The sequence below is a fragment of the Lentzea sp. DG1S-22 genome, assembly GCF_036321065.1.
In the GTDB taxonomy this organism is placed as follows: Bacteria; Actinomycetota; Actinomycetes; order Mycobacteriales; family Pseudonocardiaceae; genus Lentzea; species Lentzea jiangxiensis.
The window spans coordinates 3,495,245-3,520,666 of record NZ_CP143276.1 but is presented as its reverse complement, the minus strand read 5'-3'; the positions used below and the strand labels follow the sequence as shown (position 1 = coordinate 3,520,666).

Genomic DNA, 25,422 nt, shown 5'->3' with positions numbered 1-25,422 from the left:
GACCTTTTCGTCAGGTCACTGCAGGCGTCGGTGCAGCGACGTCTCGCCCGCACGCCACGACGACAGGAGGTGGTTCGCGAGGCGTTCCTCCAGCAGTTCCGTGGCCTGGATGCCGAACACCACGTCCGGCTTGAGCTCCGGCTCCTGCTCCAGCAACGAGTCGATGACGTCACGGCGCATGATCTGCTCGTGCACGGCGTCGGCCTCGATGTGCTCGGTGAAGAACTCGATGCAGCGCGGGTCGGCCTCCAGGCGGGTCAGGGCCTGCGCCATCCGGTGCGCACTGGGCGCCGTGGTGATCTCGGCGGCGGCGAAGTGCCCGACCAGGGCGCCCCGCAGCGAGCGGTGCAGCCCGAACAGCGACATCATGTTCACGATCGCGATGGCCGGAGCCGGCACGTCGTCGAGGTAGGACAGGTACTCCGACGACATCCCGGCGCCTTCGAGCAGGTCCGCGTAGAGGCGGGAGTGCATCCGGTCGGCCTTGCCGCCGCCGAACTCGTCGAACTCGACCGCGACCAGCGCCGCCTTCGCCCTGCCGCGCAACCGGGGGATCACCCACGCGTGCGGGTCGGCCTCCTTGTGGTGGTAGACCGACCTGTGCGCGAAGTACTCGCGCATCTCCTCCCAGGTGCCGTTGTCGCGCAGGTGGTGCGACACGCCGGTACCGGGGACGTGCTCGACCAGCAACGCCTCCAGCGCCGCGTCGAGGTCGCTGCCGCCCTCCACCCCGGACCGCAGCGCGCCGAGGAACGCGTGCTCGACCTGCGCTCGCAGCCTGAGCAGGTCCGGGTCCCACTCCCAGTCCGGGTCCACGCCGTCGAAGCCGCCGTAGTGCAGCTCGTAGAGGACGTGCAGCGCGATGGTCAGGTCCTCGCCGAACGGGTCGGCGGCGGCGAAGGGGATCGGCCTGCCGCGTTCGCCGTTCAGGGCGTCGATCACGGCCTCGGACAGTTGCCCGCGGGGCGAGGGAAGTTTCACCTGGGTGTCATACCCGCCGTCCGAGGAGGTCATGCACGAGCCGGAGCTCACCCCGGGCCTCCAACGCCGGCGTCACGTGCTCGACCAGCGCCTCGAGCAACGCGGTCGCGGGCACCCTGCGCTCGCGCCACGGGTCGACCGCCACGCCGTCCAGGCCGTACCGGGAAGCCGTCCAGACGGCCGCCGCGCACACGTCGTCACGCACCGGCGCCGGTTCCCCTCCTCGGGACGCCACCTGGACGAGAGCACGCGACAGGGCCGCGAGCAGCACCGCGTCCTCGACGGTCGGCGCCGCGTCCGCGACCCGGAACTCCACGGTCGGCAGCTTCGGCGACAGCCTGATGAGCCAGAACGACTGGGCCTCGTCCACCAGGGTCCCGCACGCGACCATCCGCGCGACCTGCGCGTCGTAGTCCGCCGCACCGGTGAAGACCGGCGGCACGCCCGAGCCGGGGAAGCGCGACTGCTGCACCATCCGCCAGCTCGCGTAGCCGTTGTCCGGGGAGTTCGCCGACAGCGCGAGCAGCGTGGGCAGCCAGGGGCGGACGTGGTTCAGCACCCGCACGGCCGTCTCCCGGTCCGGGACGCCCACGTGGACGTGGCACCCGCAGGCCTCGTAGTCCTCGACCACGCCCGCGTAGGTGTCGAGGACCCGGCGGAAGCGGGGGTTCTCGCGGCTCACGACCTGCTGCTCCGACGGTTCCGGCGGGGTGCCGCGGGAGAGCAGCGCGAGGCCTTCCTCGTCCGCCGCTTTCGCGAGCGCATCCCGGGCCTGCCGCAACGCGTCACCCAGATCGGTGACAGAGGTGCACGGACCCGTCGCCGCTTCGACCTGCGTGCCGGCCAGCTCGGCGTGGAACTTCGTCAGGTCCGTGTCCTGCACGCGCGCCAACACGGCGCCGGCACGCACCGAGGTGCGTCCGGACGCCGTGTCGACGAGCAGGAACTCTTCCTCGACGCCAACGGTGTCAGCGCACTGCTGCACGCTTGCCAAGCGCCACTCCCAGTCCGATCATGCCGACGCCGAGCACGAAGTGCAGCCAGTCGTCAGCGGTGTTGAGAGGGACGAAGTTGGCGCTGCTCGTCTTGTCGATCACCAGCCCGTACAGCCACAGCACGAGGTAGATCGCACCGCCGCCGATCAGGTACGCCCGCGCGCCCGCGGCCGTGCGCGCCATCAGGAAACCCGCGACACCGAACAGCAGGTGCACGATGTTGTGCAGGATCGACACCATGAAGACGCCGAGCAGCATCGCGCCGGACTCGTGACCCGCGAAGGTCATCCGGTCGTAGCCGGTCGTGATGCCGGGGATGAAGCCCAGCACACCGACCAGGGCGAACACCGCGGCCACCGCTAATGCGGCCTGTTGGACCTTCGTGCGCGTAGCGACATCGACCATCGGACTCACCTCGAAGTTTGGTCGTGAACGTGGTCGACCTGCGGCTACCCACCGGAGGTAGGCGCAAACTCCCACTGGGTATTCGTTCCGGCATGGACGACAAGACGATCCAGGCGCTCGGCAAGCTCAGCGAGGCGCTGGAGACCACCGAACGGGCCCGCGGCCACCTCTACTCGTTCCACCAGCTCACCGGCCACGCCGACCTGATGCTCGACGAGGTGGTCTCGCTGTTGCGCGAGGCGGGCCACCACGAGCACGCCGACCGGGTCCAGCGGGACGTGCTCGGCCGCGACGTGCTGCCGGGCAAGTGGACCTTCGAGGTCGTCGAGCAGTACGAGGACACCTACTACGAGGTGTTCCGCGAGGTCGAGCGCGCCGCGCGCACCGACCTCGCGGGCGGGAAGCGCCACGAGTTCGAGGCGCGGATGAAGCGCGAACGTCAGCGGCTCAGCGCGGCGGCGTACGCGGACAGGGACTCCCGGTCGGGCTGACCCGTCTTCGCGATGAGCGAGGCGACGTGCTTCTCCACCGTGCGCGGCGAGATGTGCAGGCGCGTGCCGATGGCCTTGTTGCCCATCCGGTCGGCCAGCAGCACGAACACCTCGAACTCGCGCACCGTCACACCGTGCCCGCGCAGCTGCCGCGGGACCTGGTCCGTGCCCGTGCGGCGTTGCTGCACGGGCGCTCCGGCCTGCCTGAGCAGGCCGCGGCACGCCGACGCCACGGCGGTGTTGCCGGCCTGGTGGAAGTACTCCTCCGCCGACCGCAGCCACGTCACCGGATCACCCCACCCGGCCGCCTCCGGCGCCACCAGCCGCAGGCCCAGGTGCCGGGCCATCGGGTAGATCGCCGCGGCCTCCTGGGCACACCGGAACGCCTCCGCGGCCTCGGCGTGCCTGCCGTCGCGGCCGAGGAGGACGGCGCGCGCCAGCGAGGTGAACTGCCGGTTCCACCGCATCCCGGCGGCCGAGGCCGCGGTCTGCGCCTCGAAGTCGGACCAGGAGAACCGGCCGTCCAGCACGCCGAGGAGCACGCGCATGCCGTGCGTGCCGGAGAGGTGGAACGTCGTGGGGTTCTGCGACTCCACGTCGAGCGCGCGGTCGAGCTCCGCCGCCGCCAGCCGGTGGTTCTCCTCGAGCAGCGCGCAGAACGCGCGGGCGAGCCCGAAGCAGAGCGAGTGCTCCTGCGCGCCGTTCTTCGCGACGGACTCGAACCTCCCGACGGCGTCGTCGGTCGCCGCGCGGTCACCGCGGTGCGCGGCCAGCGTCGCCTTCGCCATCAGCAGGTAGCGGGTCAGCGCGTGGAAGCGCAGGCGGGTCGTGGTCTGCAGGCACCGGTCGATCTGCTCGGCCGCGACCGCGTAGTCGCCGGTCAGCACGTGCTGCAACGCGAGGATCGCGTCCACGTTGTGCGCCACCGTGATCGCGCCAGCCCGGCAGGCCTCGGCGTGGGTGCGGTCCAGGGAGGCCGTGGTGCCGTGCTGCAACCAGTCGTTGCCCGCCATGCGCACCAGCGCGTAGACGTGCTGGATCGGCATCCGGTGCGCGTCCGCGAGTGACAGCGCCTTGCCGAAGCACGCGTTCGCCTCGTCCAGGTCCTGTTCGCGCGCGATGATGCCGAGCAGTTGCCACGCCTCGCACGCCACCGTCGGCAGTCGCGCGCGGTCCGCCGCCAGCGCCGCCTCCCTGGCGAGCCCCGCCGCGGACGAGATCCGGTCCGGGCTCGGGATGTTCAGCGTCAGGTAGGCCGAGTTCACGTCCAGCTGCGCGGTCAGCTCGTCGGGGGCGTCCGGGCCGAGCAACGTCCGCGCGATGCGCACCTGCTCCACGCCCTCGGTGAACCAGCCCGCGGTGTAGGCCACCCTGGACAGTCGCGTGTGGAGCTTCGCGCGCAGGGAGGCGTCCAGGGCCTGCAGGCCCGCGACGTCCAGCGCGAAGGCCCGTTCGAAGTCACCGGTCTCGGCCAGCGCGGGGAGGAGCGTGTCGAGCACTTCGGCGCGCGCGGTGACGTCGTGCTCCAGCAACTGCTGCGCGCGGTCCAGCAGGGTGACGGCGGAACCCGCCGCGCCACCGGCCAGCGCGCGTCTGCCCGCCTCGGCGAACAGCAGCCCCGCCTGCGTCTGGGCTCCCGCGTCGAACCGCAGCTTCGCGACGAGCGGGCACCAGTCGCCGGGCAGGCCGGGGTGCAGCTCCTCGACCGCGTCGGCCGTGCGTTCCGACAGGTCCGCGCGTTCGGCGGGGGCGAGCTGGGCGAGCAACGCGTCCGCGGTGAGCGGGTGGCGGAACGCGTACCAGTCCGGCGCGGGCTCGTCCGGCGTCACGAGCTGCGCGGCCACGCCCGCGTGCAGGTGGCTGAGCAGCTCGCGGTCGTCCGTGCGGGTGACCTTCTGCACCACGGAGAGCGGGAACCTGTGCCCGAGCACCGCCGCGATGGACAGCACCTCGCGGCCCTGCGGCCCCAGCCTGTCCGTGCGGTGCGCGACGCTGCGCACGAACGCCGCCGGCACCGGCAGCTTCAGCTCTCCCAGCACCTGCCAGCCCTGCGCCCCGGCGACGAGCAGGCCGCCGCTCACCATGCCGTGCAGCAGTTCCTCGACGACGAACGGGTTCCCGGCGCTGTCCGTCCACAGGCGATCGACGAGTTCCGCCGGGACGGCGGCGCCCTCCAGGCAGGCGGCCGTCATCTGCTCGACCTCGTCCTGCGACAACCGGTGCAGTTCCACGAGACCACCGGAGCCGCGCTGCACCATCCGGCGCACGAGCTCCAAGGCGTTGCCGGGTTCGGTGCGGATCGTGGCGAGCAGGAGCACCGGCTGGTCCTCCAGGTTGTCCGCCAGGTACTCGATGACCGCGAGCGTCTCGGCGTCCGCCTCGTGCAGGTCCTCGAGGACGAGCAGGCACGGCGTCTTGCGCGCGACCGACGCCAGCAGCCTGAGCACCGCCTCGGCCAGCACGACGACCGACTCCGTCGTGGACGACGGGTCGTGCCACTCGGGGATCAGCGCGCCCAGCACGGGTTTGTACGGGCCCAGGGCGGAGTCGTCCGGCGGATCTCCGCGGAAGAGGCCGAGAAGTGCCTCCGCGATCGGGCGGAACGGCACCATCGGCCCGATCGTCGTGCCGCGGCCCTTGATCACGCGCATGCCGTCGTCGTAGGCGAGGCCCGCCGCGTACCTCGCGAGCCTGGACTTGCCGATGCCCGCCTCACCGGTGAGGAAGAGAGCACCGCCGCGGGACTCGCGCGTCCGGGAGAGTGCCCCGGTGACGGCCGCGATCTCGCGATCGCGGCCGACCACGTGGGACGCGCGGGTTTGCATGTCTGGACCCTAACGGTCCCGTGACGGTCTCCCTATCGGCTGCCCAGGCGTATTCGGGGGGAATAGGGCTCCTACACGACGCTCACGGTCGTGTCCGAGAGCGCCGGGGTGAGCGCCGTGAACGCACCCATCGCGAGGGTCAGTCCCATCATCGCGCGCGCCCGTGCCCCCGCGGAGGTCTTCGGCGCGAGCTCCATCTCCCCGATCGCGTGTTCGGCCGCCTCGGGCTGGTCGGCCGTGCGGTGCAGGGACTCGTTCATCGGGTGGACTCCTCTTCATCGGGTGGTGCTTGCAACAGCAGGGCTGACGGCACCGGAAAACCTCGGCGCAGCAGGCCGTGGCCGATGCCGGCCAGGCCCGTGAGCAGTCCGGGCGACGGGACACCGCCCGGGGTGGCGCACCGGGCGCCGTGCTCGTCCAGTGCTCCCAGCAGCAGCGCCGTGCGACGGGTCGCGGCGCTGGGGTGGTGTGCGGCCAGTGCCTCGACGACGCCGAGTTCGCCGTGGCAGAGACTCATGTCCCGCAACGGTTCCCTCGACGCCAGCAGACCGGCCAGGCGCTCGTCGTCGCGGGCGAGCGAGACCCCCGCCAGACCCGTGCACCAGCCGGTGTCGGTCGGGTCGAGGGCGTCGCTCTCCAGGAACGTCTGTGCGGCCACATACGCATTCTCGTCGCCGACCGCCGCAGCGTAACGCCGAAGCGCCCATCCGATTCCCGCATGGCCCCGGGCGAAGCCATTCGTCCGGCAAATAGCGCCACGCAGGAGCGACGCGTAGTGGTCCGCGAGTTCCAGCGCCTCGGGCGTGCCCACGGCGAGCATCGCGGCCAGCGAGCCCGCTACACCGTCCACGACGGTCGGAGACTTGTCCTCGCGGGGCATCAGCGACACCGCGCGCGCCAGCAGTGCGGGGTCGAGGCCGAGCAGGGGTGTGAGGCGGGCCAGGCCGTAGCAGATGCCGCCGAGCCCGTGCACCCCGCCGCCCGCGGCCGACACCAGTTCCGGCTCGGCGGCGAAGACCTCCAGCAGAGCGGGCAACGGCCGCACCGCGTCCCTGGCGAAGTCGACGTACCGCGCGGCACCCGTCAGCGCGCCCAGCTCCGCCAGGAACAGCGCCACACCCGTGTACCCGTTCGACAACCCGGCCCCGAGCGGCTGCACCGTCCAGTGCCGGTCGTCGACCAGTTCGAGTCCGAGCCAGTTGACGCGGTCCTCGCCCGTGACCGCGTGGGCGAGGATCTGGTCCGCGATCCCGCACGCCGCCACCAGCAACCGCGCCGGGTCCGGGTCGACCAGGGCGACGTGGCCGGGCACCGGGGCGCCGCTGTGGTGCGACACCGGACGCGACCGCGACGCCAGCAGCGCCCTGATCACCCACTGCTGGTCGTGCCGGTCCACCTCGTTCATCGCGAGGACCTTGCGCGTCACCGCGTGCAGCCCGGGCTCCGGCAGCATCCCCGGCAGCCGGAGCCCGGACGCGGTCCACAGGTCGGTCGAGCCCGGCCTGCAGGTGAAGAGCGGCACGTCACCGCGCCACAGGTCCGAGACCTCGAACGGCACGAGCCGGTCGAGCAGCGGGTCGTCGGCCACCAGCACGGCGAACGCCAGGTCGCGGTCCAGGGCGTCGGCCAGCACGGACGGGTGCGTCGACTCGTCCAGCAACCGCGCGTACTGGCGCGTCGCGCGCGCCACGAACCGCACCTCTTCGTCGGCGCACGCCCTGAGGAGGCGCAGCAGCTCGTCGCGGTGGTCGACTATCGCGTCGTAGCCCGAGCGGAACCCGGCGAGCAGCGAGTCCTGGTAGTCGGCGGGCTCGGCCGGCACACCACCGAGCAGCGGCCTGTTCCTCGCGCCGGTGGAGGCACGGGGCCGCCGGACGAGCCGCATCCGGTCGGTGCCGGCGTCGGCCCAGTCGACGACGTCCAGCGGCGACAGCACGCCGTGGTCACCACCGACGCCGGACACGTCCGCGACCCCGTTGTCGCCCAGCAGCACGTGGGGGAGCAGGGCCGTGCGGTGCACCGACCGCACGAGCGCGAGGACCGCGGGGTCGGTGGCCGGGCTCAGCGTCGGGTGGAACAGCGTCTCCACGTCCACGAGCACCGGCTGGTCGCCGCACGCGATCAGGTTCTCGTAGTGCATGTCCGTGCCGTCGACCGCGTAGAGCAGCGCCAGCAGGGCGCCGAGCCTGCGGTAGAACTCGGCGACCCCGGCGATGTCCGCGCACGGTTCGTGCTCTACGTGCTCGATCCAGCCGTAGCCGTCGCGGGCGAGCAGGCGCGGTGCCCGGAAGGTGATTCCAGTTCGCTTGGAAAGCCAGTCCAGCTGGTCGGTGAACCGCACGTGCAGGCCGATCGGGCGCGGCCGGTAGACGAGCTTGCGCCCGCGGTCGAAGGTCAGGACCGCCACGGTCCGCCCCTGCTGGTGGGCGTCGCCCCGACCGGTCTCGATCGACACGAGCGCACCGGGGTCGTGGCCGTCGAAGAGGGTGCGGACGATCTCCCCGCGGTCGCGCGTGTACCGCGCCGACAGCTCGTGGTGAGCGGAAACGGCCTGCTCGCAGGCCTGTGCGAGCAGCCGCGCCAGGACCGGGTAGCGGCTGAAGAGGCGGGAGAGGTCGAGCGTGCGGGTGAACTCGGTGAACCGCTCGGCGCTCGTCGCGGCGGTCAGGGTGTCGCGGACGGTGTGCAGCTCCAGCACGAGCGTGCGCGTCGCGATGGCCACGAGCCGCCGTCCGAGCTGCTCGGCGAACGCCGCGTCGAACGGCGGCGCCACCTCCGTGCGGGAGGCGTCTATCAGCGGGCGCAACGCGTGGGCGAAGGCCGCTGTCCAGCTCTCGCTGGTGCTGGTCTCGGCCGCTGAGGTCACGAGGGCAACCTCGCACGCGCGGGCGCGGCGGCACATGGGGACCAACCCCCCACATTTGCACCCCGGACGCGAATATGGGGGAGAGCCACCCATGTCCCCCCGCCCGGTTCGTCCGAGACTCGGTGTCCGAGGGAGGGAAAGGGCATGAAGGAGTTCGGGGAACTACTGCGCACGCACCGCATCCGTGCCGGCCTCACGCAGCAGCAACTGGCCGACTTCGCGATGGTGAGCGTGCGGGCGATCCGCGACCTGGAGTGCGGCCGGACGCGCTCGCCGCGCGCGGAGACCGTGCGGCTGCTCGCGGACGGCCTGCGCCTCGACGACCGCAGCCGGGCGGACCTGCAGCAGGCGGGAGGACGCGGTGCCGGCCGGGCGGCGGTGGCGCCGCCGGCACCCGCGGGACCCGCCGGCGTCCTCGTCGGACGTGAGGCGGAGGCGGCGGCCCTGACGGCGCTGCTGACCGACGCGTCCTGCCTGCCGGGCGAGTCGCGCCTGGTCACCATCACCGGCGTCAGCGGCGCCGGCAAGACGAGACTCGCCCTGGAGGTCGCGGGAGACCTGCACTTCCGCCAGGGCTGGTCCGTGGTGTGGCAGCCGTCGTCGGCGACCCCGCCGATCGACGACGACCAGGACACCGTCCTCGTCACCGACCGCCGCCCGGACCAGGGCCTGCTGGACGCCCACCCGCGCCTGCGGGTCGTCGTCACGGCGCTGGCCCCCACCGGCGTGCCCGGGGAACACGTCTTCCCGCTGGGGCCGCTGGCCGACGACGCGGCGGTGCGGCTGCTGCTGCGGCACGTGCACCGGGTGCGCCCCGCCTTCCGGGCCGAACCCGCGAACCAGGCCGCCCTGGTCGGCCTGGTCCACGCGCTGGACGGACTGCCGTCGGCGCTGGAGTTCGCCGCGGGCTGGTTCATGGTCTACTCGCCGCAGCACCTGCTGGAACGGCTGCGCGGCAACCCGCTCGACCCGACCTCGGCCCACCTGCGCGACTCGCTGCGCCGCTCTTTGTCCACTTTGGACGAGGAAGGCCGCGCGCTGCTGGTGCGGATGGCCGAGGGGGACGAGGACCCCGGGCCGGCGCGACTCGTGAGGGAGCTGAGCGTGCGCGGACTGGTGCGCCGCGCGGGACCCCGGTACGAGGTGCTCAACCTGGTGCGGGCCGCGGTGCTGGAACCGGTGGCCGGGCCGCACCTCGGCGGAGGGGTGGCTCTGAGCTGGCCGCTGTAGTCCGCGGGGTGGTGGCACCTCGACCGGTGAGGTGCCGCCTCGAGCCCGCGGCACGCGTCCGCCACCGGCAGGCTCAGAACGCGGCCGTCAGGCACGCGAGCCGGTCACCCGCCGTGCCCGCCTTCCCGTGCTCGGTGCTGGTGTGCGCGGCGTGCACCACGACCGAGTTCGCCTCGCCCTTGCGGAACTCCCACTCCACCGTCGCCGTGCCCGTGGCGGCGCCCTGCGCGTCGGTGGTGAAGTCCAGCCAGATCTCGTTGCGCGCGTTGGCGAACGCCGGGTCGACGCTCGGCGACACCGGGTCCTTCTCGTGCTGGTAGTGCGGGCCCGAGTCGGCGGGCTTGGCGCCGCACGGCTTGGTGTGCACGTGCGAGCCGTACTTCGTGTTCGGCAGCAGGCCGGACACCTCCAGCTCGACCGTCGTCCGTCCGTTCGAGACGGAGGAACCGGTGGAGAGCCGCGCGCCCACCGGGATCCGCGCCACGTCGTAGGTGATGCCCTTCGGCTGGTCCCCGGACGCCACCGGCGCCACCACGTCGGTCTCCGCCACCGGCTTCACGGCCGGAGCCCCGGACGACGCCGGTGCCTCCGACGACGGGGCGGTGGAGGGGGCCTCGGACGGGGCCGAGCAGGCCGCCAGCCCTCCGGTGAGCAGTACGGCACCCACGAGGGTCGCCACAGTCGCGCGCATGTTTCTCCTTGGGTCAACGGCGTCCAGGTTCCCATCCCCTCCACGTCCACGATCGGGTGACTGGTTCAGATCGGCCGGGACACGAGGTCCGCGAACGCGTCCCGATAGGCGGAGCAGAGGTGGTAGTCGCTGTGCGTCTCCACCTTGTCCGGTGAGCCGTCCGTCTCGCCGGCGCGGCGGTCGAGGTCGTTGGGCTGCCAGCCGTGCACGGGGAACCCGAGGTAGTCGGTGCGCCGCCACAGGTTGATCCAGTTGGTGCCCAGCAACGAGTAGAGCCCGCGGTCCTGTGCCGCACCGGGATCGCGGCACCACGGGTCGCACGAGAACATCGCGCCCGCGCGCACCTCCGGTGTGCCGAGGACGGCCGGGCCGAGCAGTTCGGGGAAGATCCGGCCGAAGTACGGCCGCAGCTGCACGCCGTACGTCAGCAGCTGCACGCGCCGCAGGTACCCGTCCGGCAGCGCGTACAGCGCCGCGACGGCCAGCACCGCGCCCAGGCTGTGCGCGGACAGCACCACGCGGTGCCGCGGCGAGGCGTCCAGGAACTCGCGGGCCCGGTCGGCGATCTCCGGCACCGCGCGTTCGGCGTAGCAGGGCGGCGCGAAGGGGTGCGCCGTGCGCGGCAGGAAGCACATCAGGTCCCACAGCAGCCCGAGCGGCCTGCGGTTGGTGAGCATGCCGGCGCCGACGAACGACCCGATCACCGCGATCCCGGCGAGGCCCGTCACCCAGTCGCCCCTGCCCACCACCCACGCGACGCCGGACGACCCGGCCCAGCCCGGCGAGGCGAACGTCAGGTAGCACGTCAGCAGCACCGCGAGCACGCCCAGCGTCGACAGCACGCCGACCACGTTCTCGGCCCGGTGCGTCACCGCGACGACGTGCCGCACCCGCACGACGAGCACCTCGGCCTCGTCGTCGAGCACGGACGGCTTCGCCAGCCGGGACAGCAGGACGAGGGCCTGCACCAGGAGCAGCACCACCAGCGGCACCAGCGCCGCCGCGAACGCCGCGCTGAACCACGAGTAGAACGACGGCACGCGCAGTCCTGTGCCGACCCAGCCGCGGAACGTCAGCACCAGCACCGCCGACAGCATCACCGACGCCGTCAGCGACAAGCCCAGCAGCACACCGGGCCCGGCACCGTGCCAGGCCTGCCACTCGTCACCACGCCGCGGCCTCGCCCGCCACGCCAGTGCCCCGCCGGCCACCGCCGCGCCGGCCCACGCGAGCGGGAACCAGTACGTGGCGGCCATGAACGCCACGAACAGCACGAGCAGGACCAGCGGGCCCTTGGCGTCGTCGCGCCGCCACGACCACGCCGCCAGCACCGACCCGAGCAGCGCCACCGCGACCACCGGCGGCCCCCACGACGTCAGCCACAGCGGCCCGTCGAAGACCGGCTCGACCGCGTGCAGCGCGAACCCGTGCGCCACCAGCACGACGACCGCCGAGATCATCAGCAGCCACGACCACAGGCCGCCCTTCTCGGTCGACGGCACGTCCGGGCAGTCGGTCGCCGTCACCACGACCCGGCCCACCACGACCGCGAGCACACCACCCGCGACCACGCTCAGCACCAGGAAGACCGCGTTCTGCCACACCTGCGTGCTCGTCACCAGCACCACGACGCAGCACCCGGCGGCGATGTGCAGCCGGGTGAGCCGGCGGATCCGCGGGCTGCCCTCCCACATCGACGCCCGGCTGAGCACCACGCCCGGCCGCCGCACCGGCGCGCGGCGCATCGTCGTCATCTCGTACCTGCTGCGCGACAACGAGGTCAGCGCCAGCAACCCGAGCAGCAGCAACACCGGAACGGCGGACGCGGCGAGCACCCGGACGTGCCGCGCGGGATCGCCGAGCACGTCCAGGAACTCCGGCAGGCGCCTGCACGTGGTGCCGGGCAGCGAGCACTGGACCGCGTAGACGTCGATCGCGACCTCGCACACCGCGAGCACCAGCAAGATCGTCAGCCCCAGGCCGAAGAGCCGTGTGCTGGCCGCACCGCGCCCGGCGTTCCACCACACCATCCGCTTCGTGGTCGGCACCGAGTCGTCGGGGAGCCTGCGGGACCAGTAGGCGACGTTCGCGAGCCCGAACGGCAGCAGCAACGCCCACCCGATGCGCCCCAGCACGTTCGCGAGCACCGACGGCACCCCGCTGCCGGGCACACCGGGGCTGCTGCGCGCCATGCCGCCCCACGAGTACGCCTCGCGCCGCACGGTCCGCGGCACCCGCCCGGCGTGGTCGGCGGGCAGTTCGGCGATCTTGTCCGCCTTCGGCCGCCAGAAGCTGCCGAACCGGTCGCCGCGGAACTGCTCGACGGCGTGGTCGGGGAGGGCCAGCATCGCGTCCGGTGGCGTGTTGTTGACCCCGTGGATGCGCAGTTCCAGGACGCGTGGGCTCATCGCGTGCCTCCCCTTTACTCCGGTTGTCGTCGCGGGAACTGCTCCGGTCAGCGGCCGAACGGGTGAAAAAGGTGTATCCGGACGCCTCCGCAAGCCTCTACTTGGCAAGGAGGCCCCACCATGACCGCAACCGCTCACCCGAACGTCGCACACTCCGTAGGACTCGCCGAGTTCCTGGCCACCGCGGGCACGCTCACCCTGGCGCAGCGCAAGCTCATCGTCGACCAGGCGCTGATCATGCTGGAACAGAACTACGCGCACCTGCCGCTGAAAGTCGCCATGCACGCGGTGAACCCCGTGCAAAGACTCAGGGTCCTCAGAGCCAGGCTCGAACGGCAGACCGACGCCACGGCCGAGCCCGAGTGGCAGTTCCACCGCGAGCTGTCGAGCACCTTCCACTCGGTGCGCGACCTGCACACCAACTACCTCCTGCCCGCGCCGTTCGCGGGCAAGATCGCCTTCCTGCCGTTCCAGCTGGAGCGCTGCTTCGCACCCGACGGCACCGAGCAGTACCTCGTCGCCCGCACGGTCGCGGGCTTCACCGGCCTCGAGGCCGGCACCGAGGTGACGCACTGGAACGGCACGCCGATCGCCCGCGCGGTCGCGGTGAACGGCGCGGTCTTCGCGGGCAGCAACGCCGCCGCGAACCTCGCCCGCGGCCTGGAGTCGCTCACGCTGCGCCCCCTGGTGATCCAGCTCCCGCCCGACGAGGACTGGGTGGTCGTCACCTACCGCGGCGCGACCGGTCCCGAGGACGTCCGCGTCGACTGGCAGGTGACGGAGAACCTGCCGCCGATGACCGACGTCGACGCGCTCTCACCCGCCGCGGCCGCGCAGGGCGTGGACCTGGACTCCGACGAGAAGGCACGTGCCAAGAAGTTGTTGCACGCGCCCAAAGTCGTGCAGGCCGAGGCCGCCGGCGGTGCCGTCGCGATGGGCTCGCAGGACGTCGCGACGACGATGCCCGGCGTGTTCCGGGCCCGCCCGGTCACGACGCCGTCCGGCACGTTCGGACACCTGCGGATCTTCACGTTCAGCGTCGACGACCCCGACGCGTTCCTCGCGGAGTTCGTGCGGCTCGCGGCTTTGTTGCCGCAGAACGGACTCATCGTCGACGTGCGCGACAACGGCGGCGGCCACATCTTCGCCGCGGAGTTCTTGTTGCAGACGATGACGCCCCGGCGCATCGAACCGGAACCCGTGCAGTTCCTCAGCACCCCGCTGAACCTGCGCATCTGCCGCCGCCACGCGGACGACCCGACGGGCCGGATCAACCTGGGCCCGTGGTTCCCCTCGCTCGACTCGTCGACCGAGACGGGCCAGGCGTTCTCCTGCTCGCACACCATCACGCCGGTCGAGGGCGCGAACGCCGTGGGCCAGACCTACCACGGTCCGGTCGTGCTGATCACCGACGCGCGCTGCTACTCCGCGACCGACATCTTCGCCGCGGGCTGGGCCGACCACGACCTGGGCCCGATCCTCGGTGTGGACGACAACACCGGTGCCGGCGGCGCGAACGTGTGGACGCACGGACTCCTGGCGACACTGCTGAAGATCCCCGCACCGGCCGACGCCGAGTCGCCGTACAAGCCGTTGCCCAACAAGGCGAACATGCGCGTCTCGATCCGCCGCACCCTGCGCGTCGGCAAGCTCGCAGGCACACCCGTGGAGGACCTCGGCGTGCGCCCGACGCACCAGCACAAGGTGACGCGCGCGGACCTACTGGAGGGCAACGTGGACCTGCTCGCCCGCGCGGGGGAGCTGCTGGCGGAACAGCCCGTGCGCAGGCTGGGGGTGGCGGTCGCGGGAACGACCGTCTCACTGGACACCGTGAACCTCGACCGGGTGGACGTCTACGTCGACGGCCGCCCCGCCACCTCGCTGGACGTGACCGACGGCGCGCACACCGCGACGTTGACCGCGACCGGCGAGGAGGTGCGCGTCGAGGGCTTCGCGGACGGGCAGCTGGTGGCCGCGCGCAAGGTCGCCGGCTGATGGAGCGGGCACTTCCGGTGACTCCATGACCGGAAGCGCCCGCTCTCCACTTCTCCCTAGCGCGTGAAGGTGTACGCGCGGTCCGACGCCACCGCGGCCAGCTGCGCCTCGGTGCCCGGCGTCCAGCTCTGCGCCCAGACGACCTCACCGTTGCGGCGGAAGTTCCACGCGACCGTGATGCCGTGCACCTCGTCCTTGGTGAAGACCGTCACGCCACCGCGGTGGTCACCGGCCTCACCGGTGCACTTGTCGCGCTCGCAGAGCTGCTCCGGCGAGTCCTTGAAGAAGCCCGGAGCGTTGACCTGCATGAACACCGTGCTGCCCTGACCGTGGACGTCGAACGTCGTCCAGTTGGTCATGTACTGCATGTCGTCGAACAGCCCCTCGGCCTCGCCACCCCAGTTGCCGGGCGAGACGTTCCGGGCACCGGCGAAGATCCTCGGGAAGGTCTTCTGCTGGCGGGCGGTGAACCCGGCGGCCTGCTTCTCGAGCTCCGCCTTGGTCTTGTGGACCGGCGTGACGTCCTTCGGCGGCCACACCACGTCCGCCGACGGCGAGGCCGAGGCCGTGCCCGCGAGACCGATCAGGGCGAGGCCCGTCAGGGCAGCCGCCATCACCTTGCGCATGCGCATCGTTGAATCCCCCTGGTGAGTGTTCGCTTGCTGTGGGTGAAGACGCCGCGAGATCACCGGAGGTTGCACGCGAGATCCGCTTTCTACAGCCAGCCGCGCCGCATCGCCTGCACCCCGGCCTGGAACCGCGTCTGCGCCCCGCACCGGTCCATCAGCTGCCGCACCCGCCGCTGCACCGTGCGCGGCGCCAGCCCCAGCTGCCGCGCGATCGACTCGTCGGTCAGCCCGGCCGCGAGCAGCCCGAGCAGGTTCGGGTCGACGTCGGCCGCCGCCGCGTAGATCCCGCCGGGGCTGAACGGGATTCCCTTGTCCCAGTACAGCTCGAACGTCGAGCGCAGCACGTCGAGCAGTGCCGACGGGCGGATCAGCAGCACCTTGTCGACCACGTCGCCGTTCACGACGGGGAGCACGGCGGCGTGCGCGTCGATCACCGCGAGCTTGAACGGCAGCGTCGGCGTGACGCGGGCCCGTTCGCCGGCGGCGACCAGTTCGATGATCTCCACGACACGGCCGGGGATGTCCACTGCGGACCTGTCGTAGACGACCCGCCACCGCACGTCCCGTTCGCGCGTCTCGTCCTCCAGGGCGACGTGCTGGCCGAGCGGCGTCACGTACGGCGGCTGGTCGAGGACGCAGACCTCCTCGCGGGCGCCGCGCAGCAGCGTGTGCCACAGGTCGCGGACCGGGGCCACGCCGGAGATCACCTCGACGAACGCGTTGTCCGCCAGTTCCTCGTCGCGGTTGCGCAGGTAGAGCTCCATCAGCGGGCCGACGTCCGCGCGTGCCCGGCGGTGGGCTTCCTCGCGGGCGGCGATCAGCGCCTCCACCGCGAGGTCCGGCGCGACGGCCTGCCACACGTCCCCCGGCAGGTGCCGGACCAGGCCGAGCTCGCGCATCTCCTGCAGCACCCCGGCGGCGACGCCGATCTCCTCCGTCGTGCGGCTACCCCCTGTGACCAGGAGTTCGTAGACCGCCGACAGCTCCGGCGAGACGCCCAGATGTCCGAACACGGCCATATTGTGCGCCATTCGGCGCAACACCCCTGTCGTGAACACGCCAGTGTCGTTATTCGGACTCCGCTGGACCTGTTTTCGCAGGTGTGACGCGACTTACGGTCCTCCCCACCTCCGCAGCCGGTTCAGAACCCTGACGCCCTCAACGGCACGCGGAAGGTAATGCGTGGAAGGACCTCACGTGAACGGATTGCGACGCACGAGTGTGTGCGCCGCGGCAGTTTCCGCCGCTGTGCTCAGCGTTGTCGCCCCTGTCAGCGCGGCACCGTCCCAGATCCAGTCCCAGCCGGACTCGACGCAGGTCAACCGGCCTTTCGAGCGGTTGATCGTCGGCTACCGGCCGGGCACCGCCGAGGCCTCGTCCGACTCCGCTGCCTCGGACGACGCCCGCAGCAAGGGCAAGTCCGTGCACCGCCGCATGGCGAGTGGCGCGGTCGTCGTGGACCTGGGATCGAAGACCTCGAACGCCGACTCGGTCATCCAGGCGTTCAAGAACGACCCCGATGTCGCCTACGTCGAGCCGGACCTGCTGATGCAGCCGTTCGCCGACCCGAACGACACCGAGTACTCCCGGCAGTGGGACCTCTTCGAGGCGACCGCCGGCATGAACGTCCCCGGCGCGTGGTCCAGCACGACCGGCGCGGGCGTGACCGTCGCGGTCATCGACACCGGCTACGTCGCGCACAGCGACCTGGCGAGCAAGGTCGTCGCGGGCTACGACTTCGTCTCGGACGCGGCGCGCGCCCGTGACAACAACGGCCGCGACGCCAACCCGGCCGACGAGGGCGACTGGGTCGCCCGCGGCGAGTGCGGCACCGACGCGAACGGCAACCCGGTGCCCGCCGCCGACCAGAGCTCGTCCTGGCACGGCACCCACGTGGCCGGCACGATCGCCGCGTCCACGAACAACACCAAGGGCATCGCCGGCATCGCCTACGACGCCAGGATCCAGCCCCTGCGCGTCCTCGCGAAGTGCGGCGGCGCCACCTCGGACATCGCCGACGCGATCACCTGGGCGTCGGGCGGCACGGTGAGCGGCGTCCCCGCCAACGCCACGCCCGCCAAGGTCATCAACATGTCGCTGGGCGGCCAGTCGTCCTGCTCGACGACCTACCAGAACGCGATCAACGGGGCCATCAACCGCGGCAGCACGGTCGTCGTCGCGGCCGGCAACTCGAACATGAACGTCTCGAACTTCACCCCGGCGAACTGCAACGGCGTCATCACCGTCGCGGCCTCCTCGCGCGAGGGCAACAAGGCGTTCTACTCGAACTACGGCACCCGCATCGACATCGCGGCCCCCGGCGGCGAGACCCGCCGCGGCACCGACACCCCCGGCACCATCACCACGCCGGAGAACGGCATCTGGTCGACGCTGAACGCGGGCACCACCGTCCCCGGCGCCGAGAACTACAAGCCGTACCAGGGCACCTCGATGGCGGCCCCGCACATCGCGGGCCTCGCGGCGCTGCTCGTGGCGAAGAAGCCATCCCTGACCCCGGCCCAGGTCAAGGACCTCATCAAGACGAACTCCCGCGCCCTGCCCGGCACCTGCTCGGGCGGTTGCGGCGCCGGCCTCGCCGACGCCACCAAGACCGTGAACGCCCTGGACACCACGCCCCCGCCCAGCGGCGCCCTGGAGAACACCACGGACGTCGCCATCCCGGACCGCGGCACCGCGGTCACCTCGTCCATCACCTCCGCGGTGACGGGCAATGCCGGCAGCACCACCAAGGTCGGCGTGGACATCGTCCACACCTACCGCGGCGACCTGGTGATCGACCTGGTCGCGCCGGACGGCACCGCCTACCGGCTGAAGAACTCGTCCTCTTCGGACAGCGCCGACAACGTGGTGGCGACCTACACGGTCAACGCCTCGTCCGAGGTCGCGGCGGGCACGTGGAAGCTGCGGGTCCAGGACCTGTACTCCGGTGACACCGGGTACATCAACGCCTGGAACCTGACCCTGCGATAGCTCCACGAGTTCGCCGAGGGGCGGCGCCTCCTGTCCTGCACGGGGGAGCGCCGCCCTTTCACATGTCCGTCCGGGGAGCGGGCGGCAGGCGCAGGTGGGGCAGGGCTCGCTGCCACAGCCACCCCGGGGCGAACCCCGCCACCGGGTAACGTCGCAACCATGGCAACCCTGGTGACGTTCCACGCCCATCCCGACGACGAGTGCATCGTGACCGGCGGCGTCATGCGCAAGGCCTTCGAAGAGGGGCACCGCGTGGTGCTGGTGGTGGCCACCAGGGGCGAGGCGGGCGAGATCCCCGACTTCCTCGGGGAGAACGAGGAACTGTGGCAACGCCGTGTCCAGGAAACCCGTGCGGCGGCGGACATCCTCGGCGTGGCGCGAGTGGAGTTCCTGGGCTACCGCGACTCCGGCATGATGGGTGACGCCCTCAACGCCGAACCCGGCTCCTTCTGGACCGCGGACGTGGAGGAGGCAGCCCGGAAACTCGCGAAGATCCTCGAGGAGGAGGACGCGAAGGTCCTCACCACGTACGACAGCTTCGGCGGCTACGGCCACCCCGACCACATCCAGGTCCACCGCGTCGGCATGCGCGCGGCCGAGATCGCCGGCACCCCGAACGTCTACCAGGCGACGGTGCGGGAGTCGGAGTTCCGCGAGGCCTTCCGCCGCTCCGGCATCGCGGAGCCGCCGCCCCTGGAGGAAGGCGCCGTCCCGGAGTCGGAGATCAACGTGGGCGTCGACGTCACCGAGTACCTGGAGTTCAAGCGCAAGGCCATGCGCGCGCACGCCTCGCAGATCACCGAGGACTCGTTCTTCCTGGCGCTGGACGAACCGACGTTCGCCCACGCGTTCGGCACGGAGTGGTTCATCCGCGAGGGCCACGGCCCGGCCACGGCGTTGGACCTCTAGGGAGAGCAGGAAGCGGCGGTGGCCGGAAGGTGGCCACCGCCGCTTCTGGCTCAGCTACTTCACGCGCTGCGGCGGCGGCGCAGGAACAGCAGGGTGCCGGCGCCGGCACCGACGAGGCCCAGACCCGAGAGCAGCAGCCACGTCGGGGACGCACCGGTCGCCGCGAGCGGCGGTTCCGGAGCGCTGCCGCCGGGAGCGGCCGGGGTGGTCGACGGCGTGGCCTCGGCGGAGGTCGAGGGCACCTCCGGAGCCGTGGTGGCCGGCGTCGTGGTCGTCGTCGTGGGCTTGGTCGTCGTGGTGGGCGGCGTCTTCTTCGCGCACGGCTCGACCGTCTTGGTGTCGGTCTTGTTGAAGCCGTCCCAGGCCGTCACGACGATCTTGAACTCGTGCTTGACGCTGGCGTCGAGGTCGTTCTTCTTCCAGTGGAACGACTCCGGGAACTCGGTCGTCTTGAGGAGTTCCTTGCCGTTGTCCGTGAGCGTGACGGTGTTCTTGCCCTTGCTCGCGTACTGGGTGAGGTCGATCGACACCTTGGTGACCTTGGCGTCCTCGTCGCAGCGCGCAGACCAGTTGGGGTTGTGCGCGCTTGCGGGGGTGGCCATCACGATCGTGGCCAGCGCGGCGGTGGCGGTCACCGCGACCGCGCCGAGAACTCTCCGTGCCAACGAATCTCTCCTGCTCTGCATTGATGCGTGGCGGATCGAGCGAACATTCATGTCTGAACCACCCGATCGGGTGAACCGCGTCACGTTAACAACCCAGAGCAGTCGAAAGGTCACCGTCTGACAACGCTACGGTGTCACCACGGAAAGATTCTCATGTTTTCTGTTAGCCCGATCGTGCCCGCTACCAGCCGCATCTGCTCCACTCCGCGGACGTCGGCGTCCAGCAGCCGGGGCGAGCAGATCATCACGGCCAGCACCTGAGCGCGCGACAACGCCACGTTCAACCGGTTGCGCGACAGGAGGAAGTCCAGGCCACGAGGCAGGTCCACGGTGGACGACGACGTCATCGACATGATGACGGCCGGCGCCTCCTGCCCCTGGAACCGGTCCACGGTGCCCACCCGCGTGCCCTCGAACCCCGCCTCGGCCAGCCGGCGGCGGATCACCCGCACCTGCAGGTTGTACGGCGCCACGACCAGGATGTCCGCATCGGTCAGTTCGCGCGTTTTGCCGTTGTCCGTCCATTCCCGACCGACGATCGCGCGGACCGTGTCGACCACGGCGTCGGCCTCCTCGACCGACGACGTGATGTTGTGCCGGTGGTCGACCTCGCGCAGGTAGATCCCGGGTTCGATGCCGGAGATCGACCGGAGGGCGGCGGTCTCGTGCGAATGGAGCAGTCCGGCGTAGGACAGTTCGGACACGGGACGGCACACCGCCGGGTGCATCCGCCGCGTCTCGGCGAGGAAGTAGCCCAGGTGCGGGGGGATGACGTCCGAGTCGCCGAGCAGGTGGCCGAGCGCCGAGGCGTCCGAGCCGGGCGGGTGCACGCCCTGCACGACCTGCGGCAGCTGCTGCGGATCGCCCAGCAGCACGAGGTTGCGCGCTGCCGTCGCCACGGCCACCGCGTCGGCCAGCGCGAACTGGCCCGCCTCGTCGATGATCATCACGTCGAACGGGTTCGCCTTGATCACGGCGTTCGAGAACGTCCAGGCGGTGCCGCCGACGAGATGGCCCTGCGGGTGCTCCTCACGCCACTGGGCCAGCGCGCCGGTGGTCTTCGGCTGGTCCCACGGCAGACCCTCCTCTGGCTTCTTCTCCTTGGGGCGCTTGGCCATCGGGATGTCCGGGTCGACGCTCGACAGCACGTTCTCGACGGCCTTGTGCGACGTCGAGGTGACCGCGACGGTCCTGCCCTGGTCGATCAGGTGCCGCACCAGCTTCGTCGCGAGGTACGTCTTGCCGGCGCCGGGCGGTCCCTGCACGGCCAGCGTCCCGCCGTCGAGCTGGTCAACGGCCTTGATCACGGCCTGCACCACGTCGTCGTGCTGCGGCAGCGGTTGCGCGGGCGGCGTGCGCAGCAGCAGGTCGATGCCGGGGTTGCGGGGGAGCAGCGGCAACAGGCCGACCGCCTGCTCGGCCAGTTCCGCGACGGCCTCGTCCTTCGGCGACGCCGGCACCGGGCTGCCCGGCAGCACCGCGATCGGCATCTCGCCGTGCACGACGGCGTTGCTCTCGGTCAGCACCAGCTCGTACGGGTTGTCGTCGGCCACCACGGCGTTGCGCGTCACGTTGCCGGGGTAGAGCAGCCGGACCTGCTCGCCGGAGCCGAACGGGTGCGGGCGCTCCGGGTCGATCCGCGCGTGCACCTGCCGCTTGTGCGTCCGGACCCGCCCGCTCGGCGGCACCCAGTCCTCGGCCCGCAGCGTGATCGGCACCGCGCAGTTCGAGTCCGTCTCCAGGTCGGAGATCGGCGCGGTGGCCTGCCGGAAGAAGTCGCCCCACGCCGGACTCGCCTCGCGCCGGTGGTAGCCGACCGTCGCCGCGAAGAGGTCGTGCCCTTCCGCCGCCAACGGTTCGGTCAGCGCCGCCATCCGGCGCGCCCGCTCGGCCGCCTTCTCCAGCGCCGCCTCGTCGCGTTCCGGCGGGGCGGCGGTCTCGATCTCGCGCTCCGCCTTGATGCGGTGCAGCAGATCCCGCAGGCCGCGCGTCGGGACCTCGTCGTCCAGCAACGGCCTCAACGCGGGCAGCGTGTACTCCCTCGTGGACACCCGCAACACCCGCCGCGTCAACGCACCCAGGTCGACGCACCGCCGCACCAGCTCGTCCACTTCGGACTCCAGCGTCGCCGACCGCGCGGCCCGGCCGGCCAGGTCGTGCGGCATGAAGTGGTAGACCGTCCCGGACGGCGTGCGCTCGACGAACTCCGCGAACGTCCCCTCCCAGCCCGGCGTGCGGAACGTGTCGCCGTCGACCTCCAGGAACACGTCGTCCTCGGCGGGCTCCGGCAGGTGCGCCAGCGCCTCGGGCGCCACGACCTCGTAGGTGGTCTCGCCGGTGCGTTCCTGCCGCACCTGCAGCCGCGCCTGGGCGGCCAGCGCCGTGAAGCTGGCGGGCGACAACGCGGCCGGCCGTTCCTCGGTCTCCGCAAGCGCGTCGATGGTGTCAATGCCGGCTGAAACCAGCTTCCGCCGCTGGTCGGCGCGCAACCCGGCCACGAGCGAGAGGTCACGCGCCTCCTCGCGACCGGAAGCGCAGTGACGGGCGAACCGGCACCCGGTGCACGCCGCCCGCACCTCACCCCACGACCGGGCGGGCGCGGGACCGGGTTTCGCGAGCCGCGTCCGCAGCCGCCCGAGCAGGGGGGTGAAGTCGGCGACCCGGAACGACGTCCGCCGCCCGTCCACGACCAGGTGCGCCCGCTCGGCCCCCACCGCCTGCGCGGCCGCGACCAGCGACAACACGGCCAGCGGCGTGGCTTCGGGGACTTCGTCGCACGGCTCGTAGCCGTTGGCCGTGCGCACGAGTGTCTGCGCCGAGCAGTGGAAGACACCGTCGAAGAAGACCGCGTTCTCGACCACGTCCGCGCCGGACCGCATGTCCCGCGCCGTCCGGGCGGCGAGCCGGTGCAGCTCGGCGGGGTCGCCGCGCCGTTCGTCACGAGCCAGGTGGCTGCGGTGCTCGCACTCGAGCAGGTCGACGAGATCGGACGGACTGGCGAGCATGGGCAGTGATGCTAGTTAGCCGCACCGGCAGCGGTGGGACCTCACCCCGGCGTGGCAACCCCGGAGTGCTTCCGGGGTTGCCACGCCGGCGGCGCGGGCGCGCGCCCCGCGTTCATCCCCGATACGCGGGGAGCGCGCCCGGTCCCACCTGGAGCGGTGGCCTAGACGTTCGCCTCCACGAGGTGCAGCAGCGCCTCGTGGTGCGTGTTCGGGTAGTCGTGCGGCTTGAACGGACGGGTCTGCGCGCGGACCAGCGCCGCCGCGGCGGCCAGTTCGCCGGTCCGCACCTCGGTGTCGCGGTGCAGGAACGCGAAGTGCGGCTCCCGCACCTCGTCCGGCCACAGCAGCGTGTGCAGGACGAGGACGCCGTGCTGCGGCCGGATCGCGGCCAGTGTTTCCTTGCCCCGCAGTGCGAACTTCACGATGGCCGCGGCCTTGGTGCGCTCCAGCGTCTCGCGCAGCAGCACGTAGGACCGCACGGCCAGGTCGTCGGGCTCCAGGTAGTAGCTGCGGTGCAACGCCACCGGGTCGAGGTCGACCTGCGGTGCGAACTGCTGCACGTCGATCACACCGTCCTCGGGCGCCGGCAGGTCCGCCGGGTCGATCTGCACGATGCGCCCGTCGTCGAGCTCGTAGCCCCGCCCGATGTCGTCCGGCGTGAGCCTCAGCGAGCATTCCCCGCACACCTGCTGGTGCCGCACGCGGCCGCTGTCCTCGCGGTGCACCAGGTGCACCTTGCTGCGGTGCTCGGTCGCCGCCGACACCAGCCGCACCGTCATGGTCGTCATCCCGAACCGGAGTGCTCCCCGCCACACAGTTCTCATGACAAAGGAGTACTCGAACAGGTGTTCAAACAGGCCTTCGACGTGACGAAAGGGCTCGTTCGGGTGCGTCCGACCGGTACCTCGGACGCGTGTTTCCCGACGGAAGTCGCCCGCCGGTCACCACGGGGAGGGCGCGTAGTCCTTCAGGAAGCAGCCGTACAGGTCCTCGCCGGCCTCGCCGCGCACGATCGGGTCGTACACCCGCGCCGCGCCGTCGACCAGGTCCAGCGGGGCGTGGAAGCCCTCCTCGGCCAGCCGCACCTTCATCGGGTGCGGCCGTTCGTCGGTGATCCAGCCGGTGTCGACGGCCGTCATCAGGATCCCGTCGGACTGCAGCATCTCCTCGGCGCTGGTGCGCGTCAACATGTTGAGCGCGGCCTTGGCCATGTTGGTGTGCGGGTGCCCGGAACCCTTGTAGGCGCGGGAGAACTGGCCCTCCATCGCCGACACGTTCACCACGTACTTGCGGCGGTGCGACGACTTCGCCATCGAGGCGCGCAGCCGCGAGATCAGCAGGAACGGCGCCGTCGAGTTGCAGAGCTGCACCTCCAGCAGCTCCACCGGGTCGACCTCGTCGACGTTCTGGATCCACGAGTTCGTCGCCGCCGTGTCCGGCACCAGGCCGCCCGCGTCGATGTCCTTGGACCCCGCCATCAACGCCAGCGTCGTCACCGAGTGGGCCTCGGGAACCGCGGTGCCCGGCAGCGCGAGCTGGCCGTGGCCGCCGAACGAGATCAGCTCCGGACGGCGGGCGTCCCCGGTCAGCGCCTCGTGCTCGGCGTGGGCCAGCGGTGCGTACGCGCCGGGGGAGCGGCGCACGGTCTGGGCGGCGTTGTTGATGAGGACGTCCAGCGGGCCGTTCGAGGCGACCTCGTCCGCCAGCGCCAGCACCTGGGCCGGGTCGCGCAGGTCGATGCCCACGATCTTGAGGCGGTCGATCCAGTCGGCCGCGTCGGGCATCGAGGCGAACCGGCGGGCCGCGTCCTTGGGGAAGCGGGTGGTGATCGTGGTGTGCGCGCCGTCGCGCAGCAGCCGCAGCGCGATGTACATGCCGATCTTCGCCCTGCCGCCGGTCAGCAGCGCGTTGCGGCCGGTCAGGTCGGTGCGGGCGTCGCGCTTGCTGTGGTTGAACGCGGCGCAGGCGGGGCAGAGGTTGTGGTAGAAGGCGTCGACCTCGACGAACCTCGAACGGCACGTGTAGCAGGACCGGGCGCGCAGCAGCGTCCCGGCGGTGGCGCCGGCGGCGTTCGACACCAGGGGGAGGCCCTGCGTCTCGTCGTCGATGCGGTCCGGCGACCCGGTGGCCGTGAGCGCGGTCACAGCGCGGTCGTTGGCCACGATGGCGGCCTTGCGCTCGGACTTCCGGAACTTCTTCGCGGCCTTGAAGATCTTCGCGGTGGCCCGGCGGACGCGCACGGCGTCGTCGTGTTCGGCCGGCAGGTCCTCGACCTGGGCAAGCACGCGCAGGCAGACTTCCAGCTCTGCGGGGTCGATCGAGGTCATGATCAGGCA

Annotated in this window: 19 protein-coding genes; 5 read left to right on the top strand and 14 right to left on the bottom strand. The window is 71.7% G+C overall.

What is annotated here, in order from left to right; translation table 11 throughout:
- Nucleotides 1-15 precede the first annotated feature (15 nt).
- From V1227_RS15510 to V1227_RS15500, 3 genes are read right to left on the bottom strand one after another with little or no spacing between them, the layout of a single operon-like run.
- A complete protein-coding gene (locus tag V1227_RS15510) occupies nucleotides 16-1,014 on the bottom strand; it encodes an iron-containing redox enzyme family protein (protein WP_329793264.1) in 999 nt (332 codons plus the stop codon).
- Nucleotides 989-1,966 carry a carboxylate-amine ligase gene (locus V1227_RS15505; RefSeq protein WP_329794039.1) on the bottom strand — a complete coding sequence of 326 codons (978 nt, stop codon included), beginning with the start codon at nucleotides 1,964-1,966 and terminating at the stop codon, nucleotides 989-991. Before V1227_RS15505 ends, V1227_RS15510 begins: the two co-directional genes overlap by 26 nt.
- Entirely contained in the window at nucleotides 1,950-2,381 is a 432-nt protein-coding gene (locus tag V1227_RS15500; protein WP_329793263.1) for a DUF4383 domain-containing protein, read from the bottom strand. Before V1227_RS15500 ends, V1227_RS15505 begins: the two co-directional genes overlap by 17 nt.
- 92 nt (nucleotides 2,382-2,473) lie before the next feature.
- Between V1227_RS15500 and V1227_RS15495 the strand changes: the two genes are divergently transcribed.
- Complete coding sequence (locus tag V1227_RS15495; RefSeq protein ID WP_236219834.1) at nucleotides 2,474-2,872, top strand: hypothetical protein; 399 nt, start codon at nucleotides 2,474-2,476, stop codon at nucleotides 2,870-2,872.
- On the opposite strand, the gene V1227_RS15490 is transcribed toward V1227_RS15495, so the two are convergent.
- The 3 genes from V1227_RS15490 to V1227_RS15480 form a co-directional block, all read right to left on the bottom strand.
- Nucleotides 2,821-5,697 (bottom strand): AAA family ATPase, encoded by a 2,877-nt coding sequence (locus V1227_RS15490; protein ID WP_329793262.1) that lies wholly within the window; start codon nucleotides 5,695-5,697, stop codon nucleotides 2,821-2,823. The two genes, V1227_RS15495 and V1227_RS15490, sit on opposite strands and share 52 nt — an antisense overlap.
- 71 nt (nucleotides 5,698-5,768) lie before the next feature.
- A complete protein-coding gene (locus V1227_RS15485) occupies nucleotides 5,769-5,957 on the bottom strand; it encodes a hypothetical protein (RefSeq protein WP_329793261.1) in 189 nt (62 codons plus the stop codon).
- On the bottom strand, nucleotides 5,954-8,563 hold the full coding sequence (locus V1227_RS15480) for a type 2 lanthipeptide synthetase LanM family protein (protein WP_329793260.1): 2,610 nt from the start codon (nucleotides 8,561-8,563) through the stop codon (nucleotides 5,954-5,956). Before V1227_RS15480 ends, V1227_RS15485 begins: the two co-directional genes overlap by 4 nt.
- 144 nt (nucleotides 8,564-8,707) lie before the next feature.
- Here V1227_RS15480 and V1227_RS15475 point away from each other — a divergent pair, with 144 nt between their 5' ends.
- Entirely contained in the window at nucleotides 8,708-9,793 is a 1,086-nt protein-coding gene (locus V1227_RS15475; RefSeq protein WP_329793259.1) for a helix-turn-helix domain-containing protein, read from the top strand.
- 73 nt (nucleotides 9,794-9,866) lie between these two features.
- On the opposite strand, the gene V1227_RS15470 is transcribed toward V1227_RS15475, so the two are convergent.
- Complete coding sequence (locus tag V1227_RS15470) at nucleotides 9,867-10,484, bottom strand: superoxide dismutase family protein (protein ID WP_329793258.1); 618 nt, start codon at nucleotides 10,482-10,484, stop codon at nucleotides 9,867-9,869.
- Between the two features lie 65 nt (nucleotides 10,485-10,549).
- Nucleotides 10,550-12,892 carry a hypothetical protein gene (locus tag V1227_RS15465; protein ID WP_329793257.1) on the bottom strand — a complete coding sequence of 781 codons (2,343 nt, stop codon included), beginning with the start codon at nucleotides 12,890-12,892 and terminating at the stop codon, nucleotides 10,550-10,552.
- Nucleotides 12,893-13,012: 120 nt separating this feature from the next.
- Between V1227_RS15465 and V1227_RS15460 the strand changes: the two genes are divergently transcribed.
- A complete protein-coding gene (locus V1227_RS15460; protein ID WP_329793256.1) occupies nucleotides 13,013-14,887 on the top strand; it encodes a S41 family peptidase in 1,875 nt (624 codons plus the stop codon).
- Between the two features lie 56 nt (nucleotides 14,888-14,943).
- Here V1227_RS15460 and V1227_RS15455 read toward each other — a convergent pair whose 3' ends face one another.
- On the bottom strand, nucleotides 14,944-15,519 hold the full coding sequence (locus V1227_RS15455; protein ID WP_329793255.1) for a hypothetical protein: 576 nt from the start codon (nucleotides 15,517-15,519) through the stop codon (nucleotides 14,944-14,946).
- Nucleotides 15,520-15,602: 83 nt separating this feature from the next.
- Complete coding sequence (locus tag V1227_RS15450; RefSeq protein WP_329793254.1) at nucleotides 15,603-16,529, bottom strand: LuxR C-terminal-related transcriptional regulator; 927 nt, start codon at nucleotides 16,527-16,529, stop codon at nucleotides 15,603-15,605.
- 235 nt (nucleotides 16,530-16,764) lie between these two features.
- On the opposite strand from V1227_RS15450, the gene V1227_RS15445 reads away from it, so the two are divergent.
- The gene (locus V1227_RS15445) at nucleotides 16,765-18,507 is read left to right on the top strand and encodes a S8 family peptidase (RefSeq protein WP_329793253.1); all 1,743 of its coding nucleotides are present in this window, start codon (nucleotides 16,765-16,767) and stop codon (nucleotides 18,505-18,507) included.
- 159 nt (nucleotides 18,508-18,666) lie between these two features.
- Nucleotides 18,667-19,416, top strand: coding sequence for a PIG-L family deacetylase (locus tag V1227_RS15440; RefSeq protein WP_329793252.1), 750 nt, complete (start codon nucleotides 18,667-18,669; stop codon nucleotides 19,414-19,416).
- Nucleotides 19,417-19,475: 59 nt separating this feature from the next.
- Here the strand turns inward: V1227_RS15440 and V1227_RS15435 are convergent, their stop codons facing one another.
- From V1227_RS15435 to V1227_RS15420, 4 genes are all read right to left on the bottom strand, one after another.
- A complete protein-coding gene (locus V1227_RS15435; protein WP_329793250.1) occupies nucleotides 19,476-20,081 on the bottom strand; it encodes an LPXTG cell wall anchor domain-containing protein in 606 nt (201 codons plus the stop codon).
- A gap of 134 nt (nucleotides 20,082-20,215) precedes the next feature.
- Nucleotides 20,216-23,086 carry a bifunctional RecB family nuclease/DEAD/DEAH box helicase gene (locus tag V1227_RS15430; protein ID WP_329793249.1) on the bottom strand — a complete coding sequence of 957 codons (2,871 nt, stop codon included), beginning with the start codon at nucleotides 23,084-23,086 and terminating at the stop codon, nucleotides 20,216-20,218.
- Between the two features lie 161 nt (nucleotides 23,087-23,247).
- Nucleotides 23,248-23,910, bottom strand: a complete 663-nt coding sequence (ku, locus tag V1227_RS15425; RefSeq protein WP_329793248.1) for a non-homologous end joining protein Ku — start codon at nucleotides 23,908-23,910, stop codon at nucleotides 23,248-23,250.
- 117 nt (nucleotides 23,911-24,027) lie between these two features.
- Complete coding sequence (locus V1227_RS15420) at nucleotides 24,028-25,413, bottom strand: SDR family NAD(P)-dependent oxidoreductase (RefSeq protein ID WP_329793247.1); 1,386 nt, start codon at nucleotides 25,411-25,413, stop codon at nucleotides 24,028-24,030.
- Nucleotides 25,414-25,422: the final 9 nt, after the last annotated feature.

Bases quoted from the DNA above. Each gene is read 5' to 3' on its own strand.
- V1227_RS15510 (WP_329793264.1), bottom strand. From the start codon at position 1,014: ATGACCTCCTCGGACGGCGGGTATGACACCCAGGTGAAACTTCCCTCG.
- V1227_RS15500 (WP_329793263.1), bottom strand. From the start codon at position 2,381: ATGGTCGATGTCGCTACGCGCACGAAGGTCCAACAGGCCGCATTAGCG.
- V1227_RS15495 (WP_236219834.1), top strand. From the start codon at position 2,474: ATGGACGACAAGACGATCCAGGCGCTCGGCAAGCTCAGCGAGGCGCTG.
- V1227_RS15490 (WP_329793262.1), bottom strand. From the start codon at position 5,697: ATGCAAACCCGCGCGTCCCACGTGGTCGGCCGCGATCGCGAGATCGCG.
- V1227_RS15485 (WP_329793261.1), bottom strand. From the start codon at position 5,957: ATGAACGAGTCCCTGCACCGCACGGCCGACCAGCCCGAGGCGGCCGAA.
- V1227_RS15475 (WP_329793259.1), top strand. From the start codon at position 8,708: ATGAAGGAGTTCGGGGAACTACTGCGCACGCACCGCATCCGTGCCGGC.
- V1227_RS15470 (WP_329793258.1), bottom strand. From the start codon at position 10,484: ATGCGCGCGACTGTGGCGACCCTCGTGGGTGCCGTACTGCTCACCGGA.
- V1227_RS15465 (WP_329793257.1), bottom strand. From the start codon at position 12,892: ATGAGCCCACGCGTCCTGGAACTGCGCATCCACGGGGTCAACAACACG.
- V1227_RS15460 (WP_329793256.1), top strand. From the start codon at position 13,013: ATGACCGCAACCGCTCACCCGAACGTCGCACACTCCGTAGGACTCGCC.
- V1227_RS15455 (WP_329793255.1), bottom strand. From the start codon at position 15,519: ATGCGCATGCGCAAGGTGATGGCGGCTGCCCTGACGGGCCTCGCCCTG.
- V1227_RS15440 (WP_329793252.1), top strand. From the start codon at position 18,667: ATGGCAACCCTGGTGACGTTCCACGCCCATCCCGACGACGAGTGCATC.
- V1227_RS15430 (WP_329793249.1), bottom strand. From the start codon at position 23,086: ATGCTCGCCAGTCCGTCCGATCTCGTCGACCTGCTCGAGTGCGAGCAC.
- ku (WP_329793248.1), bottom strand. From the start codon at position 23,910: ATGAGAACTGTGTGGCGGGGAGCACTCCGGTTCGGGATGACGACCATG.
- V1227_RS15420 (WP_329793247.1), bottom strand. From the start codon at position 25,413: ATGACCTCGATCGACCCCGCAGAGCTGGAAGTCTGCCTGCGCGTGCTT.